Origin of the sequence: Hydrogenophaga sp. PAMC20947 (genome assembly GCF_004795855.1) — a bacterium.
Taxonomy (GTDB): Bacteria; Pseudomonadota; Gammaproteobacteria; order Burkholderiales; family Burkholderiaceae_C; genus Hydrogenophaga.
Map to the genome: position 1 here is coordinate 3,408,601 of NZ_CP039252.1, position 23,253 is coordinate 3,431,853.

19 protein-coding genes and 4 tRNA genes are annotated in these 23,253 nt (G+C 60.5%); all 23 read right to left on the minus strand.

Going from position 1 to position 23,253, the window contains the following annotated elements; genetic code table 11:
- Positions 1-16 precede the first annotated feature (16 nt).
- Positions 17-1,087 carry a M48 family metalloprotease gene (locus tag E5678_RS15555; RefSeq protein ID WP_136180810.1) on the minus strand — a complete coding sequence of 357 codons (1,071 nt, stop codon included), beginning with the start codon at positions 1,085-1,087 and terminating at the stop codon, positions 17-19.
- Positions 1,088-1,179: 92 nt separating this feature from the next.
- Positions 1,180-1,773, minus strand: coding sequence for a LemA family protein (locus E5678_RS15560; RefSeq protein ID WP_136179370.1), 594 nt, complete (start codon positions 1,771-1,773; stop codon positions 1,180-1,182).
- Between the two features lie 167 nt (positions 1,774-1,940).
- Positions 1,941-6,173: a DNA-directed RNA polymerase subunit beta' gene (gene rpoC / locus E5678_RS15565; protein ID WP_136179371.1), complete on the minus strand. Its 4,233-nt coding sequence runs from the start codon at positions 6,171-6,173 to the stop codon at positions 1,941-1,943.
- 27 nt (positions 6,174-6,200) lie between these two features.
- A complete protein-coding gene (gene rpoB, locus E5678_RS15570; RefSeq protein ID WP_136179372.1) occupies positions 6,201-10,325 on the minus strand; it encodes a DNA-directed RNA polymerase subunit beta in 4,125 nt (1,374 codons plus the stop codon).
- 301 nt (positions 10,326-10,626) lie between these two features.
- A complete protein-coding gene (gene rplL, locus E5678_RS15575; protein ID WP_136179373.1) occupies positions 10,627-10,998 on the minus strand; it encodes a 50S ribosomal protein L7/L12 in 372 nt (123 codons plus the stop codon).
- 42 nt (positions 10,999-11,040) lie between these two features.
- Positions 11,041-11,655, minus strand: a complete 615-nt coding sequence (gene rplJ / locus E5678_RS15580) for a 50S ribosomal protein L10 (RefSeq protein WP_136179374.1) — start codon at positions 11,653-11,655, stop codon at positions 11,041-11,043.
- 259 nt (positions 11,656-11,914) lie between these two features.
- Positions 11,915-12,610: a 50S ribosomal protein L1 gene (rplA, locus tag E5678_RS15585; RefSeq protein ID WP_136179375.1), complete on the minus strand. Its 696-nt coding sequence runs from the start codon at positions 12,608-12,610 to the stop codon at positions 11,915-11,917.
- Position 12,611: 1 nt separating this feature from the next.
- Positions 12,612-13,043 carry a 50S ribosomal protein L11 gene (gene rplK, locus E5678_RS15590; protein ID WP_136179376.1) on the minus strand — a complete coding sequence of 144 codons (432 nt, stop codon included), beginning with the start codon at positions 13,041-13,043 and terminating at the stop codon, positions 12,612-12,614.
- A gap of 116 nt (positions 13,044-13,159) precedes the next feature.
- Positions 13,160-13,735, minus strand: coding sequence for a transcription termination/antitermination protein NusG (gene nusG / locus E5678_RS15595; RefSeq protein ID WP_136179377.1), 576 nt, complete (start codon positions 13,733-13,735; stop codon positions 13,160-13,162).
- Positions 13,735-14,118 (minus strand): preprotein translocase subunit SecE, encoded by a 384-nt coding sequence (gene secE, locus E5678_RS15600; RefSeq protein WP_136179378.1) that lies wholly within the window; start codon positions 14,116-14,118, stop codon positions 13,735-13,737. Before secE ends, nusG begins: the two co-directional genes overlap by 1 nt.
- 148 nt (positions 14,119-14,266) lie before the next feature.
- Positions 14,267-14,342, minus strand: a tRNA-Trp gene (locus E5678_RS15605).
- Positions 14,343-14,373: 31 nt separating this feature from the next.
- Positions 14,374-15,564 (minus strand): elongation factor Tu, encoded by a 1,191-nt coding sequence (tuf, locus tag E5678_RS15610; RefSeq protein ID WP_136179379.1) that lies wholly within the window; start codon positions 15,562-15,564, stop codon positions 14,374-14,376.
- 53 nt (positions 15,565-15,617) lie between these two features.
- Positions 15,618-15,692, minus strand: a tRNA-Thr gene (locus tag E5678_RS15615).
- A gap of 70 nt (positions 15,693-15,762) precedes the next feature.
- A tRNA-Gly gene (locus E5678_RS15620) sits at positions 15,763-15,836 on the minus strand.
- 84 nt (positions 15,837-15,920) lie between these two features.
- Positions 15,921-16,006: transfer RNA gene (locus E5678_RS15625), tRNA-Tyr, on the minus strand.
- 59 nt (positions 16,007-16,065) lie between these two features.
- Positions 16,066-16,797, minus strand: a complete 732-nt coding sequence (locus E5678_RS15630; protein ID WP_136180811.1) for a uracil-DNA glycosylase — start codon at positions 16,795-16,797, stop codon at positions 16,066-16,068.
- A gap of 35 nt (positions 16,798-16,832) precedes the next feature.
- Positions 16,833-17,633: an indole-3-glycerol phosphate synthase TrpC gene (gene trpC, locus E5678_RS15635; RefSeq protein WP_136179380.1), complete on the minus strand. Its 801-nt coding sequence runs from the start codon at positions 17,631-17,633 to the stop codon at positions 16,833-16,835.
- Positions 17,626-17,802, minus strand: coding sequence for a hypothetical protein (locus tag E5678_RS22345; protein WP_168708580.1), 177 nt, complete (start codon positions 17,800-17,802; stop codon positions 17,626-17,628). Before E5678_RS22345 ends, trpC begins: the two co-directional genes overlap by 8 nt.
- 8 nt (positions 17,803-17,810) lie before the next feature.
- Positions 17,811-18,872: an anthranilate phosphoribosyltransferase gene (gene trpD / locus E5678_RS15640; RefSeq protein ID WP_136179381.1), complete on the minus strand. Its 1,062-nt coding sequence runs from the start codon at positions 18,870-18,872 to the stop codon at positions 17,811-17,813.
- 17 nt (positions 18,873-18,889) lie between these two features.
- Positions 18,890-19,543: a LysE family translocator gene (locus E5678_RS15645; protein WP_136179382.1), complete on the minus strand. Its 654-nt coding sequence runs from the start codon at positions 19,541-19,543 to the stop codon at positions 18,890-18,892.
- A gap of 13 nt (positions 19,544-19,556) precedes the next feature.
- The gene (gene ltaE, locus E5678_RS15650) at positions 19,557-20,633 is read right to left on the minus strand and encodes a low-specificity L-threonine aldolase (RefSeq protein ID WP_136179383.1); all 1,077 of its coding nucleotides are present in this window, start codon (positions 20,631-20,633) and stop codon (positions 19,557-19,559) included.
- A 135-nt stretch (positions 20,634-20,768) separates the two neighbouring features.
- Positions 20,769-21,347: an aminodeoxychorismate/anthranilate synthase component II gene (locus E5678_RS15655; protein WP_136180812.1), complete on the minus strand. Its 579-nt coding sequence runs from the start codon at positions 21,345-21,347 to the stop codon at positions 20,769-20,771.
- Between the two features lie 281 nt (positions 21,348-21,628).
- Positions 21,629-23,128, minus strand: a complete 1,500-nt coding sequence (gene trpE, locus E5678_RS15660) for an anthranilate synthase component I (protein WP_136179384.1) — start codon at positions 23,126-23,128, stop codon at positions 21,629-21,631.
- Positions 23,129-23,253: the final 125 nt, after the last annotated feature.

The window sequence follows — 23,253 nt, forward strand, 5'->3', positions numbered from 1 at the left end:
AAAACGTGGAGCGGCGTCAGCTCAAGGTCCAGTCGGGAGCCGCCGTTGCCGGGTGGGTGGGCTGGTCGGTCTGACCGGCCGCACCCTCGGGTGGTTCAATAGGCGTCAGTGGGAGCGCGCCCATGCTGCGGCCGTAAATGCGCCGAATTCGCTGGTCCAGCGTGGGGTGGGAATCCAGCCAGTGTGCCATCTTGCCAGACTCGGTGCTCACCAGCAGCAGATGTTGCATGGCGGACCCCACCTGGCGCGATACCACGCCGTCCTGTCGCTGGGTCAGCACCTTGCGCAGCACACCCCCCAGGCCGTCCCGGTTGCGGGTCCATTGCACAGCACGGGCATCGGCCAGGTATTCGCGCTGGCGAGAGACCGCGGCCTGTAGCGCGTGGCCAGCCAGCCAGCCCAGCCAGCCTGCGGCCATGATGGCCAGCCCCAGCAAGGCCATGACCATGCGGCGGTCACGCTCGTCGGGCTCAAACATGTGTTGCCCCATCCGGTAGAGCATTTCCAGACCAAAGACCATGCCGATCAGGCGCATGTTGAGGCGGGTGTCGCCTTCACGGATATGGCTGAATTCGTGGGCGACCAGACCCTGCAACTCGTCACGGCTGAGATGGTCCAGAGCGCCGAGGGTGACAGCGACCACGGCATCGTCTTCGTCCCAACCGGTCGCAAAGGCATTGATGGCCGTCTCGCGCGCCAGCACCATGGCCGTCGGACGCTTCATGCCGGCCGAAATGCTCATCTCATCGATGATGTTGGCCAGTCGCTGTTCATCAAAGTCGCCGGAGGGTTGCGCCGGCCGTGCGCCGAGGCGTTCGGCCAGTCGCTGCCCACCCGCGCTGGCCAGTTGAGAGGTCTCTACCCACCAGCCCCCAAGCACAAACAGCAAGGTGACCGCAGTGTTCACCTCGAAGAAATAGCGCGGGAGGGCATCGCCTACCGGGCGCCAAAACCCCCAGGTCAAACCCCAGGCCAAGGCCAGCGCCGCGTTGATGGCCAGTACCAGCAGCAGCACCGTGACGGCAAACGCAAACAACAGCCGGCGTGTCTCGCCCCGTGCCTCGCGCTGGGACTCAAAAATCAGCATGTCTGCCCAGAACACGCCGCGCAGGCCAAGTCCTGGCAAAGCCCAGTCATCCGTTTGCGACTCCGCATGCGTTCTGTTTGATGATCATGGCCTCAGAAAGCCACTTTCACCGGCTGGCGCTCGGCCTCGCTGGTCGTGGATTCGAGCATGGGCAAACTCACAAAGGCAAACACCCGCGCAATGAGCAAGGTCGGAAACTGGGCTGCTGAATCGTTGAATTCGAGCACATGGTCGTTGTACGCCTGCCGGGCGAAGCCGATGCGGTTCTCGGTGCTCGCGATCTCTTCGCTGAGCTCGCGCATGGTCTGATCGGCCTTCAGGTCTGGATAGGCCTCAGCCACGGCGAACAGGCGGCCCAATGCACCGCCCAGCGCCTGCTCAGCGCCCGCGAGCGCCCCCAGGGCACCTGCGTTCAAAGGGCTGGCTGCTGCGGTTTGCTCGGCGGTGTGCGCCTGGTTGCGCGCTGCGATCACCGCTTCCAGGGTTTCAGACTCATGCGCCAGGTATTTCCGCGCCACCTCCACCAGATTGGGCACCAGGTCGTGTCGCCGCTTGAGCTGCACATCGATTTGCCCGAACGCGTTTGCAATGGCGTTTTTTAGCCGCACCAGCCGGTTGTAGGCCCCTACGGCCCAGAACAGCGCAACAAGCACCACCCCCAGCACCACCCAGGTCACTCCGTCCATGTCTTGATCTCCTTCTCTCGTCCACCAAAGTTCAAAATCAATATACCCCAGCCTCCAGCGCGTGGGATTCGTTTGAAAACCACACGCCCATGAAAAACGCCTCCAGCCCGAAGGGCGGAGGCGTCAGGCCCTAGGCGGTCAAGCCGGGGGCAATTCAAACAAAGCGCTTATTCGGCGGCTTCGTTCGTATCGGGTACTTCGGCAGCGTCCGATTGCTCGGCCTGGTCCGCAGCCAGCGACATGGCGTCGGCTTCGGAAATGGCACGGCGCTCTTCGTCGTCCATCTTCTCCTTGACCTTGCGGGCTTCGTGATACGCCATACCGGTACCGGCAGGAATCAGACGGCCCACAATCACGTTTTCTTTCAGACCACGCAGCTCGTCGCGCTTGCCCATGATGGCAGCCTCGGTGAGCACGCGGGTGGTTTCCTGGAAGGAAGCCGCTGAGATGAACGAGTCGGTCGACAGCGAAGCCTTGGTGATACCCAGCAACACGTTGCTGTAGGTCGGCGGAATCTTGCCTTCGGCGCGCAAAGCATCGATGGTATTCAGGATTTCCGAACGCTCAACCTGCTCGCCCTTGATGTAGGACGAATCACCCACGGACTCAACGATCACGCGGCGCAGCATCTGGCGAACAATCACCTCGATGTGCTTGTCGTTGATCTTCACACCCTGCAAGCGGTAGACGTCCTGCACTTCGTCGACGATGTAACGCGACAAGGCTTCGATGCCCAGCAAGCGAAGAATGTCTTGAGGATCGGCTGGGCCATCGACCACACCCTCACCCTTGTTGACCACCTGGCCTTCGTGCACCAGGATGTTCTTCTCTTTGGGAATGAGGTCGTCCCAGATGTTGCCTTCAGGATCGGTGATCTGCAGACGCACCTTGCCTTTGGTTTCCTTGCCGAAAGAGACCGTACCGGTCATCTCGGCCAGCTTGCCGGCATCCTTGGGCGAACGCGCTTCGAACAACTCGGCCACACGCGGCAGACCGCCGGTGATGTCGCGGGTTTTCTGGCCTTCGACCGGGATACGGGCCAGCACATGGCCTGGTCCCACGTCCTGGCCATCGCGCACTTCCAGCAGGGAGCCGATCGGGAAGCCCACCGTCACCGAGTGATCGGTACCGGGGATCTTCACTTCGTTGCCTTGCGGGTCGAGCAGCTTGACCAGCGGACGCACCACCTTGGTCGAGCCACGGTGCTTGGGATCGATCACCACCAGCGAGCTCAAACCGGTCACATCGTTGACCTGCTTGGCCACCGTCAGACCCTCTTCCACGTTCTCGAACTGCACCTTACCGGCGAATTCCGTGATGATGGGTCGGGTCAGTGGATCCCAGTTGGCCAGCACCACACCAGCCTTGACGCTCTGGTCGGCCTTGACCGCCAGGATCGCGCCGTAAGGCACTTTGTGGCGCTCGCGCTCGCGGCCGATTTCGTCGTGAATGACGATCTCGCCCGAACGGGCGATCACAACCAGGTCGCCCTTGCTGTTGGTCACATAACGCATGGTCGCGTTGAAACCGATCGTACCGGCCGACTTCGCTTCCACGCTGGAGGCCACAGCGGCGCGCGATGCAGCACCACCGATGTGGAACGTGCGCATCGTCAGCTGCGTGCCTGGCTCACCGATGGACTGGGCAGCGATCACGCCGACCGCTTCACCAATGTTCACCATGCCACCACGACCCAGATCGCGGCCGTAGCACTTGGCGCAAATACCAAAGCGGGTTTCGCAGGTCAATGCCGTGCGAACTTTCACTTCGTCCACACCAGCCGCTTCCAGCTCGTCGAGGATGTCTTCGTCCATCATGGCGCCAGCTGGCACCATGGTGGCACGCGTCTCGGGGTGATTCACTTCTTCAGCGGTTACACGACCCAGCACGCGATCGCGCAAGGATTCGATGACTTCACCGCCTTCGACAATGGCGCGCATCACGGTACCGTTCGTGGTACCGCAATCCAGGCTGTTGACCACCAAATCTTGCGTCACGTCCACCAGACGGCGGGTCAGGTAACCCGAGTTGGCGGTCTTCAGCGCCGTGTCGGCCAGACCCTTACGGGCACCGTGCGTCGAGATGAAGTACTGCAACACGTTCAGACCTTCACGGAAGTTCGCCGTGATGGGGGTCTCAATGATCGAGCCATCGGGCTTGGCCATCAAACCGCGCATACCCGCCAGCTGGCGAATCTGAGCAGCAGAACCGCGGGCACCAGAGTCGGCCATCATGTAGATGGAGTTGAACGACTCTTGATCGACTTCGTTGCCCTTGGCGTCAATGGTCTTTTGCTTGGACAGCTGAGCCATCATGACCTTGGAGATCTCGTCGCCGGCCTTGCCCCAGATGTCCACCACTTTGTTGTAGCGCTCACCGGCGGTCACCAGACCCGAAGCGTATTGCTGGGCAATCTCTTTCACCTCGGCTTCGGCACGGCCAATCACAACCGGTTTCTCTGGCGGCACCAACATGTCGTCCACAGCGATCGAGATACCCGAGCGCGTGGCCAGACGGAAGCCGTATTGCAACAGCTTGTCGGCAAAGATCACCGTTTCCTTCAAGCCGCACTTGCGGAACGAAGCGTTGATCAGGCGAGAAATTTCTTTCTTCTTCATCGCCTTGTTCATCACCTCGAAAGGCAAGCCCTTAGGCAGGATTTCGGACAACAGCGCACGGCCAACCGTTGTATTCACCATAGAAGTCGACGAAGTGAATTCGCCGGTTTCTTTGTTCTTCGCCCATTGCACCAAACGCACAGAGATCCGGGTGGAAATCTCGACCGCGCTGTTGTCCAGGGCGCGCTGCACTTCCTGAACATCGGCGAAGATCATGTCTTCGCCCTTGGCGTTGATCTTCTCGCGGGTAGCGGCGTACAAACCGAGCACCACGTCTTGCGAAGGCACGATGGACGGCTCGCCGGAAGCAGGGAACAGGATGTTGTTCGAGGCCAGCATCAGGGTGCGGGCTTCGATCTGTGCTTCCACCGACAGCGGCACGTGCACCGCCATCTGGTCACCGTCGAAGTCGGCGTTGAAGGCCGCGCAAACGAGGGGGTGCAGCTGGATGGCCTTGCCTTCGATCAGGATGGGTTCAAACGCCTGAATACCCAGGCGGTGCAGCGTCGGTGCTCGGTTGAGCATCACGGGGTGCTCTTTGATCACCTCTTCCAGGATGTCCCACACCACCGGCGTGCCGGCTTCCACTTCTTTCTTGGCCGCCTTGATGGTGGTCGCAATGCCCATGGCTTCCAGGCGCGAGAAGATGAAAGGCTTGAACAGCTCCAAGGCCATCAGCTTGGGCAAACCGCACTGGTGCAGTTTGAGCGTTGGGCCCACCACGATGACCGAACGGCCAGAGTAGTCGACGCGCTTGCCCAGCAAGTTCTGACGGAAACGACCGCTCTTGCCTTTGATCATGTCGGCCAAAGACTTCAGGGCACGCTTGTTGGCGCCCGTCATGGCCTTGCCGCGGCGACCGTTGTCCAGCAGGCTGTCCACGGCTTCTTGCAACATGCGCTTTTCGTTGCGCGCAATGATCTCAGGCGCCTTCAATTCCAGCAAACGGCGCAGACGGCTGTTGCGGTTGATGACGCGGCGGTACAGGTCGTTCAGATCGGAGGTCGCGAAGCGGCCGCCGTCCAGCGGCACCAGCGGACGCAGGTCCGGTGGCAACACAGGCAAAACGTCGAGCACCATCCACTCGGGCTTGATACCGCTCTTCTTGAAGGCTTCCAGCACTTTCAGGCGCTTGGCATTCTTCTTGATCTTGAGTTCGGAGCCGGTCAGGTCGTTGCGCAGTTTTTCGATCTCGATGTCGAGGTCGATGGCCATCAGCAACTCTTTGATGCCTTCAGCGCCCATCTTGGCGATGAATTCGTCACCGAATTCCTTCTTCTTGGCATCGTAGTCGTCCTCGGTCATGATCGCGAATTTCTTCAGCGGGGTCATGCCTGGATCGACGATCACATAGGCTTCGAAGTACAACACGCGTTCGATGTCGCGCAGCGTCATGTCCAGGATCAGGCCCAGACGCGAAGGCAGCGACTTCAGGAACCAGATGTGGGCGCAAGGCGCGGCCAGATCAATGTGACCCATGCGCTCGCGGCGCACCTTGGTCTGTGTGACTTCAACGCCGCACTTCTCGCAAATCACACCACGGTGCTTGAGACGTTTGTATTTGCCGCACAAGCATTCGTAGTCCTTGATAGGGCCAAAAATCTTGGCGCAAAACAAGCCGTCGCGCTCGGGCTTGAAGGTGCGGTAGTTGATGGTCTCGGGCTTCTTCACTTCACCGAAGGACCACGAACGGATTTTCTCCGGCGAAGCCAGGCCGATGCGGATCGCATCGAAGTGCTCGTCGGGCGTGAACTGCTTGAACAGGTCGAGTAATGATTTCATGGGTTCAATCCTTGTCTTGCCGGCGAATTAAGAACGGTCCAGTTCGATGTCGATACCGAGTGAACGGATCTCCTTGACCAGCACGTTGAACGACTCGGGCATGCCCGCTTCGATCGAGTGCTCGCCTTTGACGATGGACTCGTACACCTTGGTGCGGCCCTGCACGTCGTCGGACTTGACGGTGAGCATTTCCTGCAGCGTGTAGGCGGCGCCGTAGGCTTCCAGCGCCCACACTTCCATTTCACCGAATCGCTGTCCACCGAACTGTGCCTTACCACCCAGCGGCTGCTGCGTGACCAGGGAGTACGGGCCAGTAGAACGGGCATGCATCTTGTCGTCGACCAAGTGGTGCAACTTCAGGAAGTGCATGTAGCCGATCGTGGTCACGCGCTCGAATGCGTCGCCGGTGCGGCCGTCGTACAACTGCGCTTGCGTGCGGGTGGCGGTGAGGCCTTTGCGCGCGGCGAGTTCGTCGGGGTAGGCCAGCTTCAACATCGCACGGATTTCGTCTTCCGAAGCGCCATCGAACACCGGGGTTGCAAACGGCACACCGTTTTGCAAGTTCTCAGCCATGTGCATGACGTCACCGTCAGACAGCTCGGCGAAGTTTTCTTTCTTGCCGGCGCCGTTGTAGATCGCCTCCAGGAAAGTCCGCATTTCGCCTGCTTTGGTCTCGGCTTGCAGCATGTCACCAATGCGCTGCCCCAGGCCTTTGGCAGCCCAACCCAGGTGCACTTCCAGCACCTGGCCCACGTTCATGCGCGAAGGCACGCCCAATGGGTTGAGCGCGATGTCTGCAGGCGTACCGTCGGCCATGTAAGGCATGTCTTCGACGGGAAGGATGCGGGAAACCACACCCTTGTTACCGTGACGACCGGCCATCTTGTCACCAGGCTGCAAGCGGCGCTTGACAGCCAGGTAGACCTTGACCATCTTCAGCACACCAGCAGGCAACTCGTCGCCCTGCGTCAGCTTCTTGCGCTTCTCTTCGAAGGACAGGTCGAAGCTGTGGCGCGTCTGCTCCATGGAGTTCTTGATGGACTCCAGCTGTGCAGCCACTTCGTCTTCGGCCGGACGGATATCAAACCAGTGGAATTTCTCCACATCGGCCAGATACGACTTGTCGATCTTGGTGCCTTTGGCCAGCTTCTTGGGGCCACCGTTGGCGACTTTACCGGTCAGCAACTTCTCGATACGGTCGAACGCGTCGGCTTCCACAATGCGGAGCTGGTCGTTCAAATCGAGGCGGTAGCGCTTCAGCTCGTCGTCGATGATCTGCTGGGCACGCTTGTCGCGGGTGATGCCTTCGCGGGTGAACACCTGTACGTCGATCACGGTGCCGGAGCTGCCCTGGTCCACGCGCAAAGACGTGTCTTTCACGTCGCTGGCTTTTTCACCAAAGATGGCGCGCAACAGTTTCTCTTCTGGCGTCAACGTGGTCTCACCCTTGGGCGTGACCTTGCCGACCAGCACATCGCCAGGCAACACTTCAGCGCCCACATAGATGATGCCGGAGTCGTCCAGGCGGTTGAGTTGCTGCTCAGCCAGGTTGGGGATGTCGCGGGTGATTTCTTCTGCACCCAGCTTGGTGTCGCGGGCCATGACCACGAGTTCCTCGATGTGAATCGAGGTGTAGCGATCTTCAGCCACCACGCGTTCGGAGATCAGGATCGAATCTTCGAAGTTGTAGCCGTTCCAGGGCATGAAAGCGATCAGCATGTTCTGACCGATCGAGATTTCTCCCAGGTCGGTCGAAGCGCCGTCGGCGATCACATCACCCTTGGACAGCTGGTCGCCTTTCTTGACGATGGGGCGCTGGTGGATGTTGGTGTTCTGGTTGGAGCGCTGGTACTTGATGAGGTTGTAGATATCCACACCCACTTCACCGGCCAATGCTTCAGCGTCGTTCACACGGATCACGACCCGGGCCGCGTCCACGTAATCAACCACACCACCACGGGTTGCGGTCACCACGGTGCCCGAGTCGATCGCGGCCACGCGCTCGATACCGGTGCCGACCAGAGGCTTTTCAGGACGCAGCACAGGCACAGCCTGACGCGACATGTTGGCACCCATCAAGGCGCGGTTTGCATCGTCGTGCTCCAGGAAGGGCACCAGCGAAGCAGCCACCGAAACGATCTGGGCAGGCGACACGTCCATGTACTGGATGGTGTCCGACTGCGTCAGGATGGATTCGCCTTTTTCGCGAGCAGACACCAGATCACCGGTCAGGCGACCTTCCCCATCCAGCGCGGCATTGGCCTGGGCAATGACGTATTTGCCTTCTTCAATGGCCGACAGGTAGTCGATCTGGTTCGTGACCTTGGCATCCACCACGCGGCGGTAGGGGGTTTCAATGAAACCGTACTCGTTCAGACGGGCGTACAAGGCCAACGAGTTGATCAGACCAATGTTTGGACCTTCAGGCGTCTCGATAGGGCACACACGACCGTAGTGGGTCACGTGCACGTCACGCACTTCAAAGCCGGCACGTTCGCGGGTCAGACCACCTGGGCCAAGAGCCGACACGCGGCGCTTGTGGGTGATCTCGGCCAGCGGGTTGGTCTGGTCCATGAACTGCGACAGCTGCGAGGCACCAAAGAACTCCTTCAGGGCCGCAGAGATGGGCTTGGAGTTGATCAGGTCGTGCGGCATGAGCGGATCTTGCTCGGCCTGACCCAAACGCTCTTTCACGGCCTTTTCGATACGTGCCAAACCGGTGCGGTACTGGTTTTCGGCCAGCTCGCCCACGCAGCGCACGCGGCGGTTACCCAGGTGATCGATGTCATCGACTTCGCCGCGGCCGTTGCGCAAGTCCACCAGAATCTTGACCACAGCCAAGATGTCTTCGTTGGACAGCACCATGGCACCGGTGGATTCATCGCGGCCCACGCGGGCGTTGAACTTCATGCGACCCACGCGCGACAGATCGTACGTGTCGGGGTTGTAGAACAGGCGGTGGAACAGCGCCTGCACTGCGTCTTCGGTTGGCGGCTCGCCGGGGCGCATCATGCGGTAGATGGCCACACGTGCGGCGAACTCATCCACGGTCTCGTCTGCACGCAGCGTCTGGGAGATGTAAGCACCCTGGTCCAGCTCGTTGGTGTAGATGCACTGCAGATCCTGCACGTTGGAGGTGCGCAGTTTCTTCAACAGGGTTTCGGTCAACTCTTCGTTGGCCTTGGCGATGATCTCACCCGTGTCTTCGTCCACGATGTTCTTGGCCACGACGCGGCCCATCAGGAAATCTTCAGGCACGCTGATGTGGGTGGTACCCGACTGCTCCATCTCGCGGGTGTGGCGCACCGTGATGCGCTTGTCCTTGGCAACGACGACCTTGCCCGACTTGTCGGTGATGTCGAAACGGGCCACTTCGCCACGCAGACGCTCAGGCACAAAAGCCATTTGCGCACCACTGTCCATCAGGCGGAAGTGGTCGTTGACGAAGAAGTTGGCCAGGATGGTTTCCGGCGTCAGACCAATGGCCTTGAGCAGGATCGTGACAGGCATCTTGCGGCGGCGATCCACCCGGAAGAACAAGATGTCCTTGGGGTCGAATTCGTAGTCCAGCCACGAGCCACGGTAAGGGATGATGCGAGCCGAGAACAACAGCTTGCCCGAGCTGTGGGTCTTGCCCTTGTCGTGTTCGAAAAACACGCCAGGCGAACGGTGCAGCTGAGACACGATCACGCGCTCGGTACCGTTGATGATGAAGGAACCTTTTTCGGTCATCAGGGGCACTTCGCCCATGTAGACCTCTTGCTCTTTCACTTCCTTGACCACCTTCGACTGGCTGGTCGACGACTCGCGGTCATAGATGATGAGCTGCACGCGCGCGCGCACAGCCGAGGAGAACGTCAGACCACGGGTCTGGCACTCGCGCACGTCGAAGGCAGGTTTGGCGAGGTTGTACTCGACAAACTTCATCTCCACAAAACCGTTGTGCGAGACGATGGGGAAAGCGGCTTCAAACGCGGCCTGCAGGCCTTCGTTGGTGCGCTTTTTGGGCGGAATACCGGCTTGCAGGAAGGCGGTGTACGCGTCCTTCTGCATTTGCAGCAGGTAAGGAATTTCGATGACGGTTTCACGCGTACCAAAACTCTTGCGGATGCGTTTGCGTTCGGTGTAGGAATACTTTGATGCTGAGGCCATGAGATCTCCGAGCTCTACGGCGACTGTCTTGCCATTCGGGTGGGCACACCCGGTGACATGCTTGGTGGCTGGCCTCTACCAACCATTGGCGGACGGCTTGTGCGTTGCACACAAGCCCGAACCAAGTCGTCTTCTGCAGTCGGGGTCAGAAGACACTGATAAAACGGCTCAGGAGTCGTTTTATCGGTGTCCCCTGAGACACACCCAAAACCATGGCAATTGCCGTGTTCTCGAATGCGCTCAGAAAGCACCAAAGGCTGGAGGCTCTTTCGAGCACTCCAGCCCCTGTCTGGCGAGAGAATTACTTCAACTCGGCCTTGGCGCCGGCTTCCACCAGCTTCTTCACTGCGGCTTCGGCGTCAGCCTTGGACACAGCTTCTTTCACGGCCTTGGGCGCGCCATCAACCATGTCTTTGGCTTCTTTCAAGCCCAGACCGGTGATTTCGCGAACCGCTTTAATCACGGCCACTTTGGCTGCGCCAGCTTCGAGCAACATGACGTTGAACTCGGTCTGCTCTTCAGCGGCAGCAGCGGCGGCGCCGCCTGCAGCTGGTGCAGACATCGCTGCTGCGCTCACGCCAAATTTCTCTTCGATGGCTTTCACCAGGTCGTTGAGTTCCATGACCGTCATGCTGTCCAGCGAGGTCAGAAATGCGTCTTTATCGAATGCCATTTTGATTTCCTAACAATTGGTTTAAAAAAGCTCTGCGCGCGCTCAGGCGGCAGGAGCTTCTGGAGCGGCCGGGGCTTCTTCGGCTGCTGGAGCGGCCGGAGCTTCTTCAGCGGCCGGAGCCGCCGTAGCTTCTTCGACTGCCGGAGCTGCCGGAGCTTCTTCGACTGCGCCTTCGCCTTTTTTCGCCGCCAAGGCGCTCAGCACAACGGCCGTGCGCGACATAGGCGACATCAACAAGCCACACAGCTGAGCCAACAACACTTCTTTCGAAGGAATGCTGGCCAGTTGCTTAACGCCTTCGACGTCCAGGACTTTTCCACCGTAGACACCACCGCGGATCACCAACTTGGCGTTGGTTTTCGCGAATTCAGCCACCACTCGCGCGGCGGCCACTGCGTCTTCAGAGAAGCCATAGATCAGCGGACCGGACATCTGGTCTGCGCCCACTTCAAATGCGCTACCCACAACAGCACGGCGAGCCAAGGTGTTCTTCAGAACACTCAGGGTCACACCATTGCTGCGTGCTTCGACGCGCAATTTGTCCATGTCCGCGACCGTGACACCACGGTACTCCGCCATCACGAGCGTTTGAGCTTTTGCGGCGAGGCTGGTCACTTCGGAAATGACCGCTTCTTTCTCACTGCGATTCAGACTCAAGGTCTACTCCTTAAATGTGCCTCGGGTCACTTGGACCTCCGACACGCCTCATTGCAGCGACCAACTGTTTACGGAAACATGTTCCATCTGCAGCGGGATCGCCATCTGCGTTGGCTTATCACAATTAAGTCGGGCACAGCCGTGAAGCCACACCCCACACCAACGGTCTTGGATGGCCCCGGCGAACAAGCTTGCGCTGCTCACCGGGCCCACCACATCCGGGCAACCGGAGTTGCCCAAATTCTTCATCTTCCAGCGATCAGGCCGAGATGGATTGCATGTCGACGCGAACGCCCACACCCATGGTCGAAGACACAGCCACTTTGCGCAGGAAAACACCCTTGCTGGTAGCAGGCTTGGACTTCGACAGAGCGTCCAGCAAAGCCACCAGGTTGCCCTGGAGCTTGTCGGTGTCGAACGAGCGACGGCCGATGGTGCCGTGGATGATGCCGGCCTTGTCAACGCGGAACTGCACCTGGCCAGCTTTGGCATTGCGAACAGCTTGAGCGACGTCCGCCGTCACGGTCCCGACTTTGGGGTTTGGCATCAGGCCACGAGGGCCCAACACTTGACCCAAGGTACCGACCACGCGCATGGCATCTGGCGAAGCGATGACGACGTCAAAGTTCATGTTGCCGGCCTTGATGTCGGCAGCCAGATCTTCCATACCGACGATGTCGGCGCCAGCGGCCTTGGCTTCTTCAGCCTTGGCGCCCTGGGCGAACACGGCCACGCGCTTGGTCTTGCCGGTGCCGTTGGGCATCACGACAGCACCACGCACCACCTGGTCGGACTTCTTCGCGTCCACGCCGAGCTGGATGGCCACGTCGATGGATTCGTCAAACTTGGCGTTGGCGCAATCTTTGATGATAGCGATCGCATCCAGCAGGGGGTACAGCTTGTTGCTGTCCACTTTGCCTGCGAACACTTTTTGTTTCTTGGTCAGCTTGGCCATATCACACGCCCTCCACAATCACGCCCATCGAGCGAGCCGAACCGGCGATGGTGCGCACAGCGGCATCCATATCGGCAGCGGTCAAGTCTTTCATCTTGGTATTGCAGATTTCCTCGAGCTGAGCACGGGTAATCTTGCCGACCTTTTGCTTGTTGGGCACTGGAGAGCCCTTGTCAAGCTTGATAGCCTTCTTGATCAAGTAGGTCGCTGGAGGCGTACCCATCTTGAAGGTGAAGCTCTTGTCCGCGAAAGCGGTGATGGTGACCGGGATCGGCATGCCCGGCTCAAGACCTTGGGTCTGGGCGTTGAACGCCTTACAGAACTCCATGATGTTGAGGCCGCGTTGACCCAGAGCGGGGCCGATCGGTGGGGAGGGATTGGCTTTACCAGCTGGTACTTGCAGCTTGATGAAGCCGACGATTTTTTTCGCCATTTTTTAGACTCCTGCGAGTGCAATCGGCAGCGACTGGCGCTGCCTCCTCGCGGTTGGGGACCCGAAAACTTGAAACCCCCAGGCGTCGGGCCGACCCGCCTGAGGCAAATACCGCATCAGGTTTTTTCGACCTGACTGAATTCCAGCTCGACGGGCGTGGCGCGACCGAAAATGGTCACCGACACGCGCATCTTGTTCTTTTCGTAGTTGACTTCTTCGACGGTGCCGTTGAAATCGGTGAAAGGACCTTCTTTGACGCGAACATACTCACCCACAACGAACTCAACCTTGTGGCGAGGCTTGTCGGTGCCTTCCTGCATCTGGTTGACGATCTTCTGAACGTCTTCCTCGGAGATGGGGGCGGGGCGGTTCTTGGCACCACCCACAAAACCGGTGACCTTGTTGGTGTGCTTCACCAGGTGCCAGGTTTCGTCGTCCATCACCATTTCCACCAGCACATAGCCAGGGAAAAACTTGCGTTCGGTGGTGCGCTTCTGGCCGTTCTTGATTTCAACCACTTCTTCGGTGGGCACCAGGATGCGACCAAACTTGGACTCCATGCCTTCGCGGTTGATGCGTTCGATGATGTTGCGCTCTGCGGCCTTCTCCATGCCGGAGTAGGCGTGCACCACATACCAGCGCATGCCTTCTGCGGCCACGCCATCGGTCACTGGACTGCTTTGATCGTTCATTATTTTCTCCAGCCCAGAATCAAGTCGTAAAACAGCCACTCGACAGTCTTGTCGGTGAGCCAGAGGAACAGGGCCATCACGAACACAAAGGCAAACACATAGGCGGTCATCTGGATCGCCTCTTTGCGGGCAGGCCAGACCACCTTGCGCGCTTCGCGCCAGGCATCACGCCCGAAAGCGAGCAACTGGCGACCGGATTCCGACACCGCGAACATGCCCGCTGCGGCAACAAAGCCACCCAGCAAGGCACCCCACTGCACCATCGAACCCTTGGCCGACAGCAGATAGAAGGCGACGAACGACCCCAGCAGCAGCACAACAGCTGCCGCCAGCTTGGCCTTGTCGGCGCCCGAGCTGACGGTTTGAACTTCAGAAGTGGCCATGAGGATCCCGTTGATTCTTGACAAAAATGCGCATCAGTCAGGCCCTCGCCTGAGACACGCAAGCCCACCAGAGGTCTTTTAGACTTCGGCGGGCTTGGGTTGATCCACGAAACAGAGCGACTTCAACGAATGTTGCACACCTGTTGGGTGGCAGGGGCAGTAGGAATCGAACCTACAACCTTCGGTTTTGGAGACCGACGCTCTGCCAATTGAGCTATACCCCTACTGGCGATGCCCCGAGGGGCATCAAACTAATTAAGCAATGATCTTGGCAACCACACCGGCGCCGACGGTACGGCCACCTTCGCGGATAGCGAAACGCAGACCTTCTTCCATGGCGATGGGGTTGATCAGCTTCACAGTGATCGACACGTTATCGCCAGGCATCACCATCTCTTTGCCTTCTGGCAACTCGATCGCACCCGTCACGTCCGTTGTGCGGAAGTAGAACTGGGGACGGTAGTTGTTGAAGAAAGGCGTGTGACGGCCACCTTCGTCTTTGGACAAGACATAGATCTCGCCCGTGAAGTGGGTGTGGGGCTTGATGGAGCCGGGCTTGCACAGCACTTGGCCGCGCTGCACGTCTTCACGCTTGGTGCCGCGCAGCAAGATACCGACGTTGTCGCCCGCTTGACCCTGGTCCAGCAGCTTGCGGAACATTTCCACGCCCGTGCAGGTGGTCTTCTGGGTGTCAGCGATACCGACGATTTCGATTTCTTCGCCGACTTTGACGATACCGCGCTCGATACGGCCGGTCACCACAGTGCCGCGACCGGAGATCGAGAACACGTCTTCCACTGGCATCAGGAACGCGCCGTCAACAGCCCGCTCTGGCAGGGGAATGTAGTTGTCCAGTGCATCGGCCAGCTTCATGATGGCCTCTTCACCCAATGGGCCCGTGTCGCCTTCCAGGGCGAGCTTGGCGGAACCGTGGATGATGGGGGTGTCGTCACCGGGGAAGTCGTACTTGGACAAGAGCTCGCGCACTTCCATTTCGACCAGCTCCAGCAATTCGGCGTCGTCCACCATGTCGGCCTTGTTCAGGAAGACGATGATGTAAGGCACGCCCACCTGGCGGGACAACAGAATGTGTTCGCGGGTCTGGGGCATCGGGCCGTCAGCGGCGGAACACACCAAAATGGCGCCATCCATCTGCGCGGCACCGGTGATCATGTTTTTCACATAATCGGCGTGGCCTGGGCAGTCAACGTGAGCGTAATGGCGGTTGGCCGTTTCGTACTCAACGTGGGCGGTGTTGATGGTGATGCCGCGGGCCTTCTCTTCGGGCGCTGCGTCGATCTGGTCGTAGGCCTTGGCCGAGCCACCAAACTTCTTGGCCAGCACGGTCGTGATGGCCGCCGTCAGGGTGGTCTTGCCGTGGTCAACGTGACCAATGGTGCCCACGTTGACGTGCGGCTTGGTCCGTTCAAATTTCTCTTTTCCCATTTTTCAGCTCCAAAATCAAAATTGCCGAAACACCAGAACAAATGCAGAAATACTGGTGCCCTTGGCGGGAATCGGACCCGCGACCTCTCCCTTACCAAGGGAGTGCTCTACCACTGAGCCACAAGGGCCAAGAAGCCTCTATGAAAGAGACATCTCAACAAAACTGTCTGCCTACACAACCAACACCCAACGACAAACTGGAGCGGGAGACGGGAATCGAACCCGCGTGATCAGCTTGGAAGGCTGGAGTTCTACCATTGAACTACTCCCGCCAGGAACACCTTCGGCAAAACCGAAGGTCCTCAAAGCGCTTTGGTTTCCCATTGCTCATAACTTCTCACTGTCGCAGTGCTGGCTGGTGGAGGGGGCTGGATTCGAACCAGCGTACGCGTAAGCGGGCAGATTTACAGTCTGCTGCCTTTAACCACTCGGCCACCCCTCCAAAGCACAGCCCTAAATTATGCCATCTTTTTTGCAGTTTGCACGCACCTCCCCAAGACTTCACCAAATAATTGGCGATTGGCCGCCCTTCTCGATCCACTTGTCAACGGACCCAAAATGGCCACAGCCCAGGAACGGCGCGGGTCCGCGGCGCGCCGACAGTGGTGACGGATGGTTGGCCGACAACACCAGGTGCCGCTCAGCGTCGATCAACACGGCCTTCTTTTGGGCATGGGCGCCCCACAACAGGAAGGCTTTGGGCATCCCATGGTCGCTGCAATGGCGAACCACATCGTCGGTCAGCACCTCCCAGCCTCGACCCGCATGGCTGCCCGGCAGGCCGTCTTCCACCGTGAGCGCCGTGTTCAGCAGCAAGACCCCCTGCTTCGCCCAGCGCACCAATGACCCTTGGACTGGCAGGGTTAGCCCGAGGTCGCGTTGCATTTCCAGAAAGATATTGCGCAGGCTGGGAGGCGTTTTGATGCCGGGCGCGACTGAAAACGCCAAGCCCTCGGCTTGACCGGGGCCGTGATAGGGGTCTTGCCCGAGAATCACCACCCGCACGGCCCCCAAGGGAGAAAGCGCCAGGGCTCGCAGCGGCTCAGGGGGGTAGATGGTGGCGCCGGCGAGCAACCGTTCCTGCAAAAAGGCCTGTAGCTGAACGCCGGCGGCCGATGCCCAAAACCGGTCCGCCAGGCCCCGGCCGTCGGGCGCAACCGGCCAAGCGCGGGGGTCTGCGGTCTCCAGCCTGGGCACGGTCGACGGTGCCCCGGGGGGCGTACCCCAGTCCAGCGGGGCTTGCACAGGGACTGCCACGGCGCAAGGACTCAGCCGAACAGTTCGGCCAAAGCGAGACCTGGCTCCGGTGCGCGCATGAAAGCCTCGCCCACCAGGAACCCATGGATACCGGCTTCACGCATGCGGGTGACGTCGGCGCGCGCCAGAATGCCGGACTCGGTGATGAGCAAGCGGTCGGCGGGAACCTCGGCCATGAGATCGAGCGTGGTTTGCAGGTTGACTTCGAAGGTGTGGAGGTTGCGGTTGTTGATGCCCAGCAAAGGGGTCTTCAGGCGGAGGGCACGTTGCATCTCTTCACGGTCGTGCACTTCGACCAGCACGGCCATGTTCAGACCCAAGGCGATGGCTTCGAGCTCGGCCATGCGGGCGTCATCCAGACAGGCGGCGATCAGCAAAACGGCATCGGCCCCCATGAAGCGGGCTTCATAGATTTGATACGGGTCCACCATGAAGTCTTTGCGCAAGACCGGCAGGTCACAACTGGCGCGGGCCTGCTTCAGGGAATCGGTGCTGCCCTGGAAAAACTGTTGATCGGTCAGGACCGACAAGCACGCGGCACTGATCCGGCCATCTCCCTCGGCATAGCTCTGGGCAATGTCGGCCGGAATGAAGTCGGCGCGCAACACCCCTTTGCTGGGACTGGCCTTTTTGACTTCGGCAATCACGGCGGCCTGGCCGGCAGCGATCTTGGCCCGAAGGGCCCCTTCAAAATCGCGCGTGAGCACGCGGCCTTCTGCGTCGAAACGCATCGCCTCCAACGGCTTCTTGGCCACGGCAGCGGCGACTTCTTCGTGCTTCACGGCCACGATTTTTTGCAGGATGTCATTCATGGGGTTGGGACTCTGGTTGGGGGAAAGCGTCCAGCTCGGGCATCTGAGTGGGCTGCTTCAAGACTTTGACGACAACACGGTGCATCACCAGCGCAGCCACGACGAACAGCACGGACACGCCCATCGCGATCCAGGCCCCCTCGTTTTGCAGCCAGGCCGGCAAGGACATGCACTCGCTCAGGCGGGCGTGGTGTGGGCGGCTGCAAAAGCCTTGAGCTCTTGGAGCTTGCGGACGGCTGCGCCCGACGCGAGGGCCTCACGCGCCAGCGCAATTCCCCTGGCCATGTCCGGGCTCACGTTGGCGGCGTACAGGGCCGCACCGGCATTGAGGATCACGATGTCCTGGGCAGCACGTACACCGGGTCCATCCTGGTTTTCAAGGACCCCCATCAACATGGCGCGGGACTCTTCAGGGGTCTCCACCCGCAAGGCCCGGTTGCTGGCCATGGTGAAACCAAAATCCTCGGGATGGATTTCATATTCGGTGATTTCGCCATCCTTCAGCTCGCCGACCATGGTGGCTGCGCCCAGCGAAACCTCGTCCATGCCGTCGCGCCCATAGACCACCACCGCATGTTCTGCGCCCAGGCGCTGCAAGGCCCGCACCTGGATGCCCACGAGATCGGGGTGGAACACGCCCATCAGAATATTGGGCGCCGAGGCCGGGTTGGTCAATGGGCCCAGGATGTTGAAGATGGTCTTGATGCCGAGTTCCCGGCGGACAGGCGCCACGGCTTTCATCGCTGGGTGGTGATTGGGCGCGAACATGAAGCCCACGCCCACTTCCTCGATGCAGCGGGCAATGGCGTCCGGCATCAGGTTGATATTGATACCGAGGCTTTCCAGCACATCGGCGCTGCCGCTCTTGCTGGACACGCTGCGCCCACCGTGCTTGCTGACCTTGGCGCCCGCCGCGGCGGCCACGAACATCGAACACGTGGAAATGTTGAAGGTGTGGGAGCCGTCGCCGCCTGTGCCGACGATGTCGACCAGGTGGGTTTTGTCGGGCACGTTGACCTTGGTGGAGAACTCGCGCATCACCTGGGCCGCCGCCGTGATCTCGCCGATGGTTTCCTTTTTCACACGCAAGCCTGTGATCAGGGCCGCCATCATCACGGGCGACATCTCGCCACTCATGATCAGGCGCATGAGGTGCAGCATCTCGTCGTGGAAGATTTCGCGGTGTTCGATGGTGCGCTGCAGGGCTTCCTGCGGCGTGATTTTTTGAGCGTTGGGCATCGGCGTCTCCAGAAAGGTCAAGCAGAGGGATTGTCGGACATGGCCAGCTTCAAGCCAAAGCCCACGAACATCAGTCCGGCCACACGGTCCAGCCAGTGCATGGCGCGCTGCACGGTTTCCATGCGCTGAGCCGCCTTGGCGGCCAACCAGGCATAGCCAAAATTGATCGGCAAAGAGTTGATGCTGAAGATCAGGCCGAGCAGCAAAAAGGCCACGACCTTGTTGGGCGCGTCGTGCGCGATGAACTGAGGCACAAAAGCCAGAAAAAACAGCGCCACCTTGGGGTTGAGCGCATTGGTGAGGAAGCCTCGCTGGTAAATGCGGCGAAGGTTCGCGGGCTGCGGCGCCTGGGCCAGGGCCACCGGCGCCACGGGCGGGCCACCGCCTTTCGCGATCAGCAGCCTCACCCCCATCCAGACCAGATACGCTGCCCCGCCCCACTTGAGCAGTGTGAACGCGGTTGCCGATGTGGCCAGCAACGCGCCCACACCGAAAGCGGCCGCCAGCACGTGCACAAAACAACCGCTCACAATGCCCAGCGAAGCCGCGATGCCTGCGCGCACGCCACTCTTGAGCGCGTTGTTCACGATGTAGAGCACATCGGGGCCAGGGGTGAGGTTGAGCAACCACCCCGCTGCGATGAATATCAGAAGATGGGTGCTGTCTGGCATGGTTGGGGCGGTATCAATAGACGGCTGAACCGGTGACTTGACCCGTGGGACCCGTGCGGGGCGTCTGGGCGAAGAAGCGCTGAATGCACGACAGCGCGTGGTCGATGCCTGCAGCATCCACGCCCAGGTGGGTCACGAAACGCAAGCCAATCAGGCCCGTGGCGAGCACGCCGTTGTGCTGCAGGAAATCCAGCAAGGCGGGACCACGGCCATCCGCCACATCCACAAACACAATGTTGGTTTGCGCGGAGCGCACGGTCAGGCCGGCGATACCGTTCAGGCCTTCGGCCAGCCGCACAGCCAAAGCATGATCATCCGCCAGGCGGTCGACATGGCGGTCCAGCGCATGGTGCGCCGCTGCCGCCAGGAATCCGGATTGGCGCAACCCACCACCGGCCATCTTGCGCAGGCGGCGTGCGCGCTCGATCAGCTCGCGTGAACCGCACAAGGCAGACCCGACCGGCGCACCCAGCCCCTTGCTGAAGCACACAGAGAGGCTGTCGAAATGGTCGGCGATTTCGCGCACACGGACCAAGGCGCTTTGCCCTGGTGCGGCAGACGCCACAGCAGCGTTGAAGACACGGGCACCGTCCAGGTGGGTCGCCAACCCATGCTTGCGGGCCAGTTGCGTGGCATCACGCAAGTAGTCCTCGGGCATGACGTTGCCATTCCACGTGTTCTCCAGACACAGCAGTCGCGTGCGCGCGAAATGTTGGTCGTCGGGCTTGATGGCTGCCTCGATATCGGCCAGAGACATGCGTCCGGTGGCGTCTTGCGTCAAAGGTTGGGGTTGCACACTGCCGAAAACCGCTGCGCCACCACCTTCAAATCGGTAGGTGTGGGCGTTTTGACCCACGATGTATTCATCGCCACGCTGGCAATGCGCGAGGATGCCGCACAAATTGCTTTGGGTGCCCGAGGGCATGAACAGTGCCGCTTCCTTGCCGGTGATGGCGGCAATGCGGTCTTGCAGCGCGTTGACCGAAGGGTCATCACCGAAGACGTCATCGCCCAGCTGTGCGGCCATCATGGCTTCGCGCATGGCAAGCGTGGGTTGCGTGACGGTGTCACTGCGCAGATCAATCAACATCAGAGATCCTTTCAAGACCGAGGTCACCCATTGCAGGGACACCGAGGAACCGGCTTTGCCGGGCCTCTGGTGCCGTCTCCCTCCCGCCGAAGGCGAGAGAGGGGGGTGAAGCGAAGTGGCGCGGGAGGTGCTTTATCACCGCTCCAGAAAATTCTTCAGCTGGGCGTGACCATGTTCGGTCAGGATGCTTTCAGGGTGGTACTGCATGCCTTCGATGTCCAGGGTCTTGTGCTTCACGCCCATGATCTCGCCGTCGTCGGTCCAGGCCGTGATTTTGAGGCAGTCGGGCAATGAAGCACGGTCGATGGCCAGCGAGTGGTAGCGGTTCACGGTGAAGCGCTCGGGCAAATTCGCGAATACGCCCTCTTGGGTGGTGGTGATGACGCTGGTCTTGCCGTGCATCAGCTCTTGCGCACGCACAATGTGACCACCAAACGCCGCACCGATGGCTTGATGCCCCAGGCAAACACCCAGGATGGGCAATTTGCCGGCGAAATGCTCGATCGCAGCCACTGAGACACCGGCCTCCTTGGGCGAGCACGGGCCGGGCGAGATCACCAGGCGATCGACCTCGCCAGCGTCCACCCGACGCTGGATTTCGTCCACCGTGATTTCATCGTTGCGCACCACGGTCACGTCTGCCCCCAGCTCACCAAAGTACTGGACGATGTTGTAGGTGAACGAGTCGTAGTTGTCCACCATAAGCAACTTGATGCCCCCACGCTCTCCCGCTACGCGTGGGTCGCTGCCCCCCGAGGGGGCTTGAACGCCTTGGGGCGGCCCGGCGTCGTCCAGGTCCTTGATGCCCCCACGCTCTCCCGCTGCGCGTGGGTCGCTGCCCCCCGAGGGGGCTTGAACGCCTTGGGGCGGCCCGGCGTCGTTCAGGTCCTTGATGCCCCCACGCCCGCCCGCTGCGCGTGGGTCGCTGCCCCCCGAGGGGGCTTGAACGCCTTGGGGCGGCCCGGCGTCGTTCGTGCTTGATATGTTCATAGCGTTCACTCCAGCCCTTCTTCCACCAACTCAGCCGCTCGGAGCAGCGCGCGGGCCTTGTGCTCCGTTTCCCGCCACTCCATCTCGGGAATGGAGTCGGCCACGACCCCTGCGGCGGCTTGCACGTGCAGGGTCTGGTCTTTGATGATGCCCGTGCGGATGGCGATGGCCACGTCCATGTCGCCCGCGTAGCTCAGGTAGCCGCAGGCGCCACCGTAGAGGCCGCGCTTGGTGGGTTCCAGCTGGTCGATGAGTTCCATGGCATGGACCTTGGGTGCGCCGGTGAGCGTACCTGCTGGAAAGGTGGCCTTGAGCACGTCCATGTTGGTCATGCCGTCGTTCAAAATGCCTTCGACATTGCTCACGATGTGCATCACATGACTGTAGCGCTCCACCGCAAAAGCTTCAGTCACTTTCACCGAGCCAATTTTGGCAATGCGCCCAATGTCGTTGCGCGCCAGGTCAATCAGCATCACGTGTTCGGCCCGCTCTTTGGGGTCGTTGACCAGCTCTTGTTCGACGGCCTTGTCGTGTTCGGGCGACGAACCGCGAGGGCGTGTGCCTGCCAGGGGCCGGATGGTGACCTTGGTGCCCTCTTCCGTCTTTTCCTGGCGCACCAGGATCTCAGGCGAAGCGCCCACCACATGGAAATCACCGAAGTGGTAGTAGTACATGTAGGGGCTGGGGTTGAGCGAACGCAGGGCGCGGTACAGACTCAACGGGGACTCGGTGTAGCGCTTGCTGATGCGCTGCCCCACCTGCACCTGCATGAAATCACCCGCGGCAATCAGCTCCTTGGCCCGGTCAACCGCCGCCAGGTAGTCGGCTTTGGCAAAACTGCGCTCGGGCGGGTGGCTCTGACTGGGCTTGACCACCGGTGCGCTCACCGAGTACTTCAGCGCTTCTTTCAATTCCCGCAACCGCTTCTTGGCACTGGCATAGGCCTCAGGCGCGGCGGGGTCGGCGTAGACGATGAGGTACAGCTTGCCCGACAGGTTGTCGATGACGGCCAGTTCCTCGCATTGCAGCAACAGAATGTCGGGGCACCCCAGGGTGTCGGGCGGGCAGCTGTCTTCCAGCTTCTTTTCCACGTAACGCACCGCGTCGTAGCCGAAGTAGCCGGCCAGCCCACCGCAGAATCGCGGCAGGCCGGGCCGCAACGCCACTTTGAAGCGCTGCTGGTACGCCTCAATGAAGTCCAGCGGATTGCCCGCAGCGGTTTCGACGACGGTGCCATCGGTCACCACCTCGGTCTTGGCCGCGGCGCCGAAGCCACTGGCCCGGAGCAGCGTGCGCGCCGGCAGCCCGATGAAGCTGTAGCGGCCAAAGCGCTCGCCCCCCACCACAGACTCCAGCAGGAATGAGTGTTTGCCATCCCCTTTGCCGTGGGCCAGCTTGAGGTACAGGGACAACGGGGTCTCCAGATCCGCAAAGGCTTCGACCATCAGCGGAATGCGGTTGTAGCCCTGGCCGGCCAGGCTTTTGAATTCGAGTTCGGTGATCATGTTCAGTCGCTCCAGGCAACTTCGGCCCGCCTATGGGCGACCGTTGCCATTTCCTTCAGGGAACCCTGGCAGGGAAACTGCCGGGCGGGGAGATCGGGCGGGGTGGCACGGGCGTTGGTGGGCTG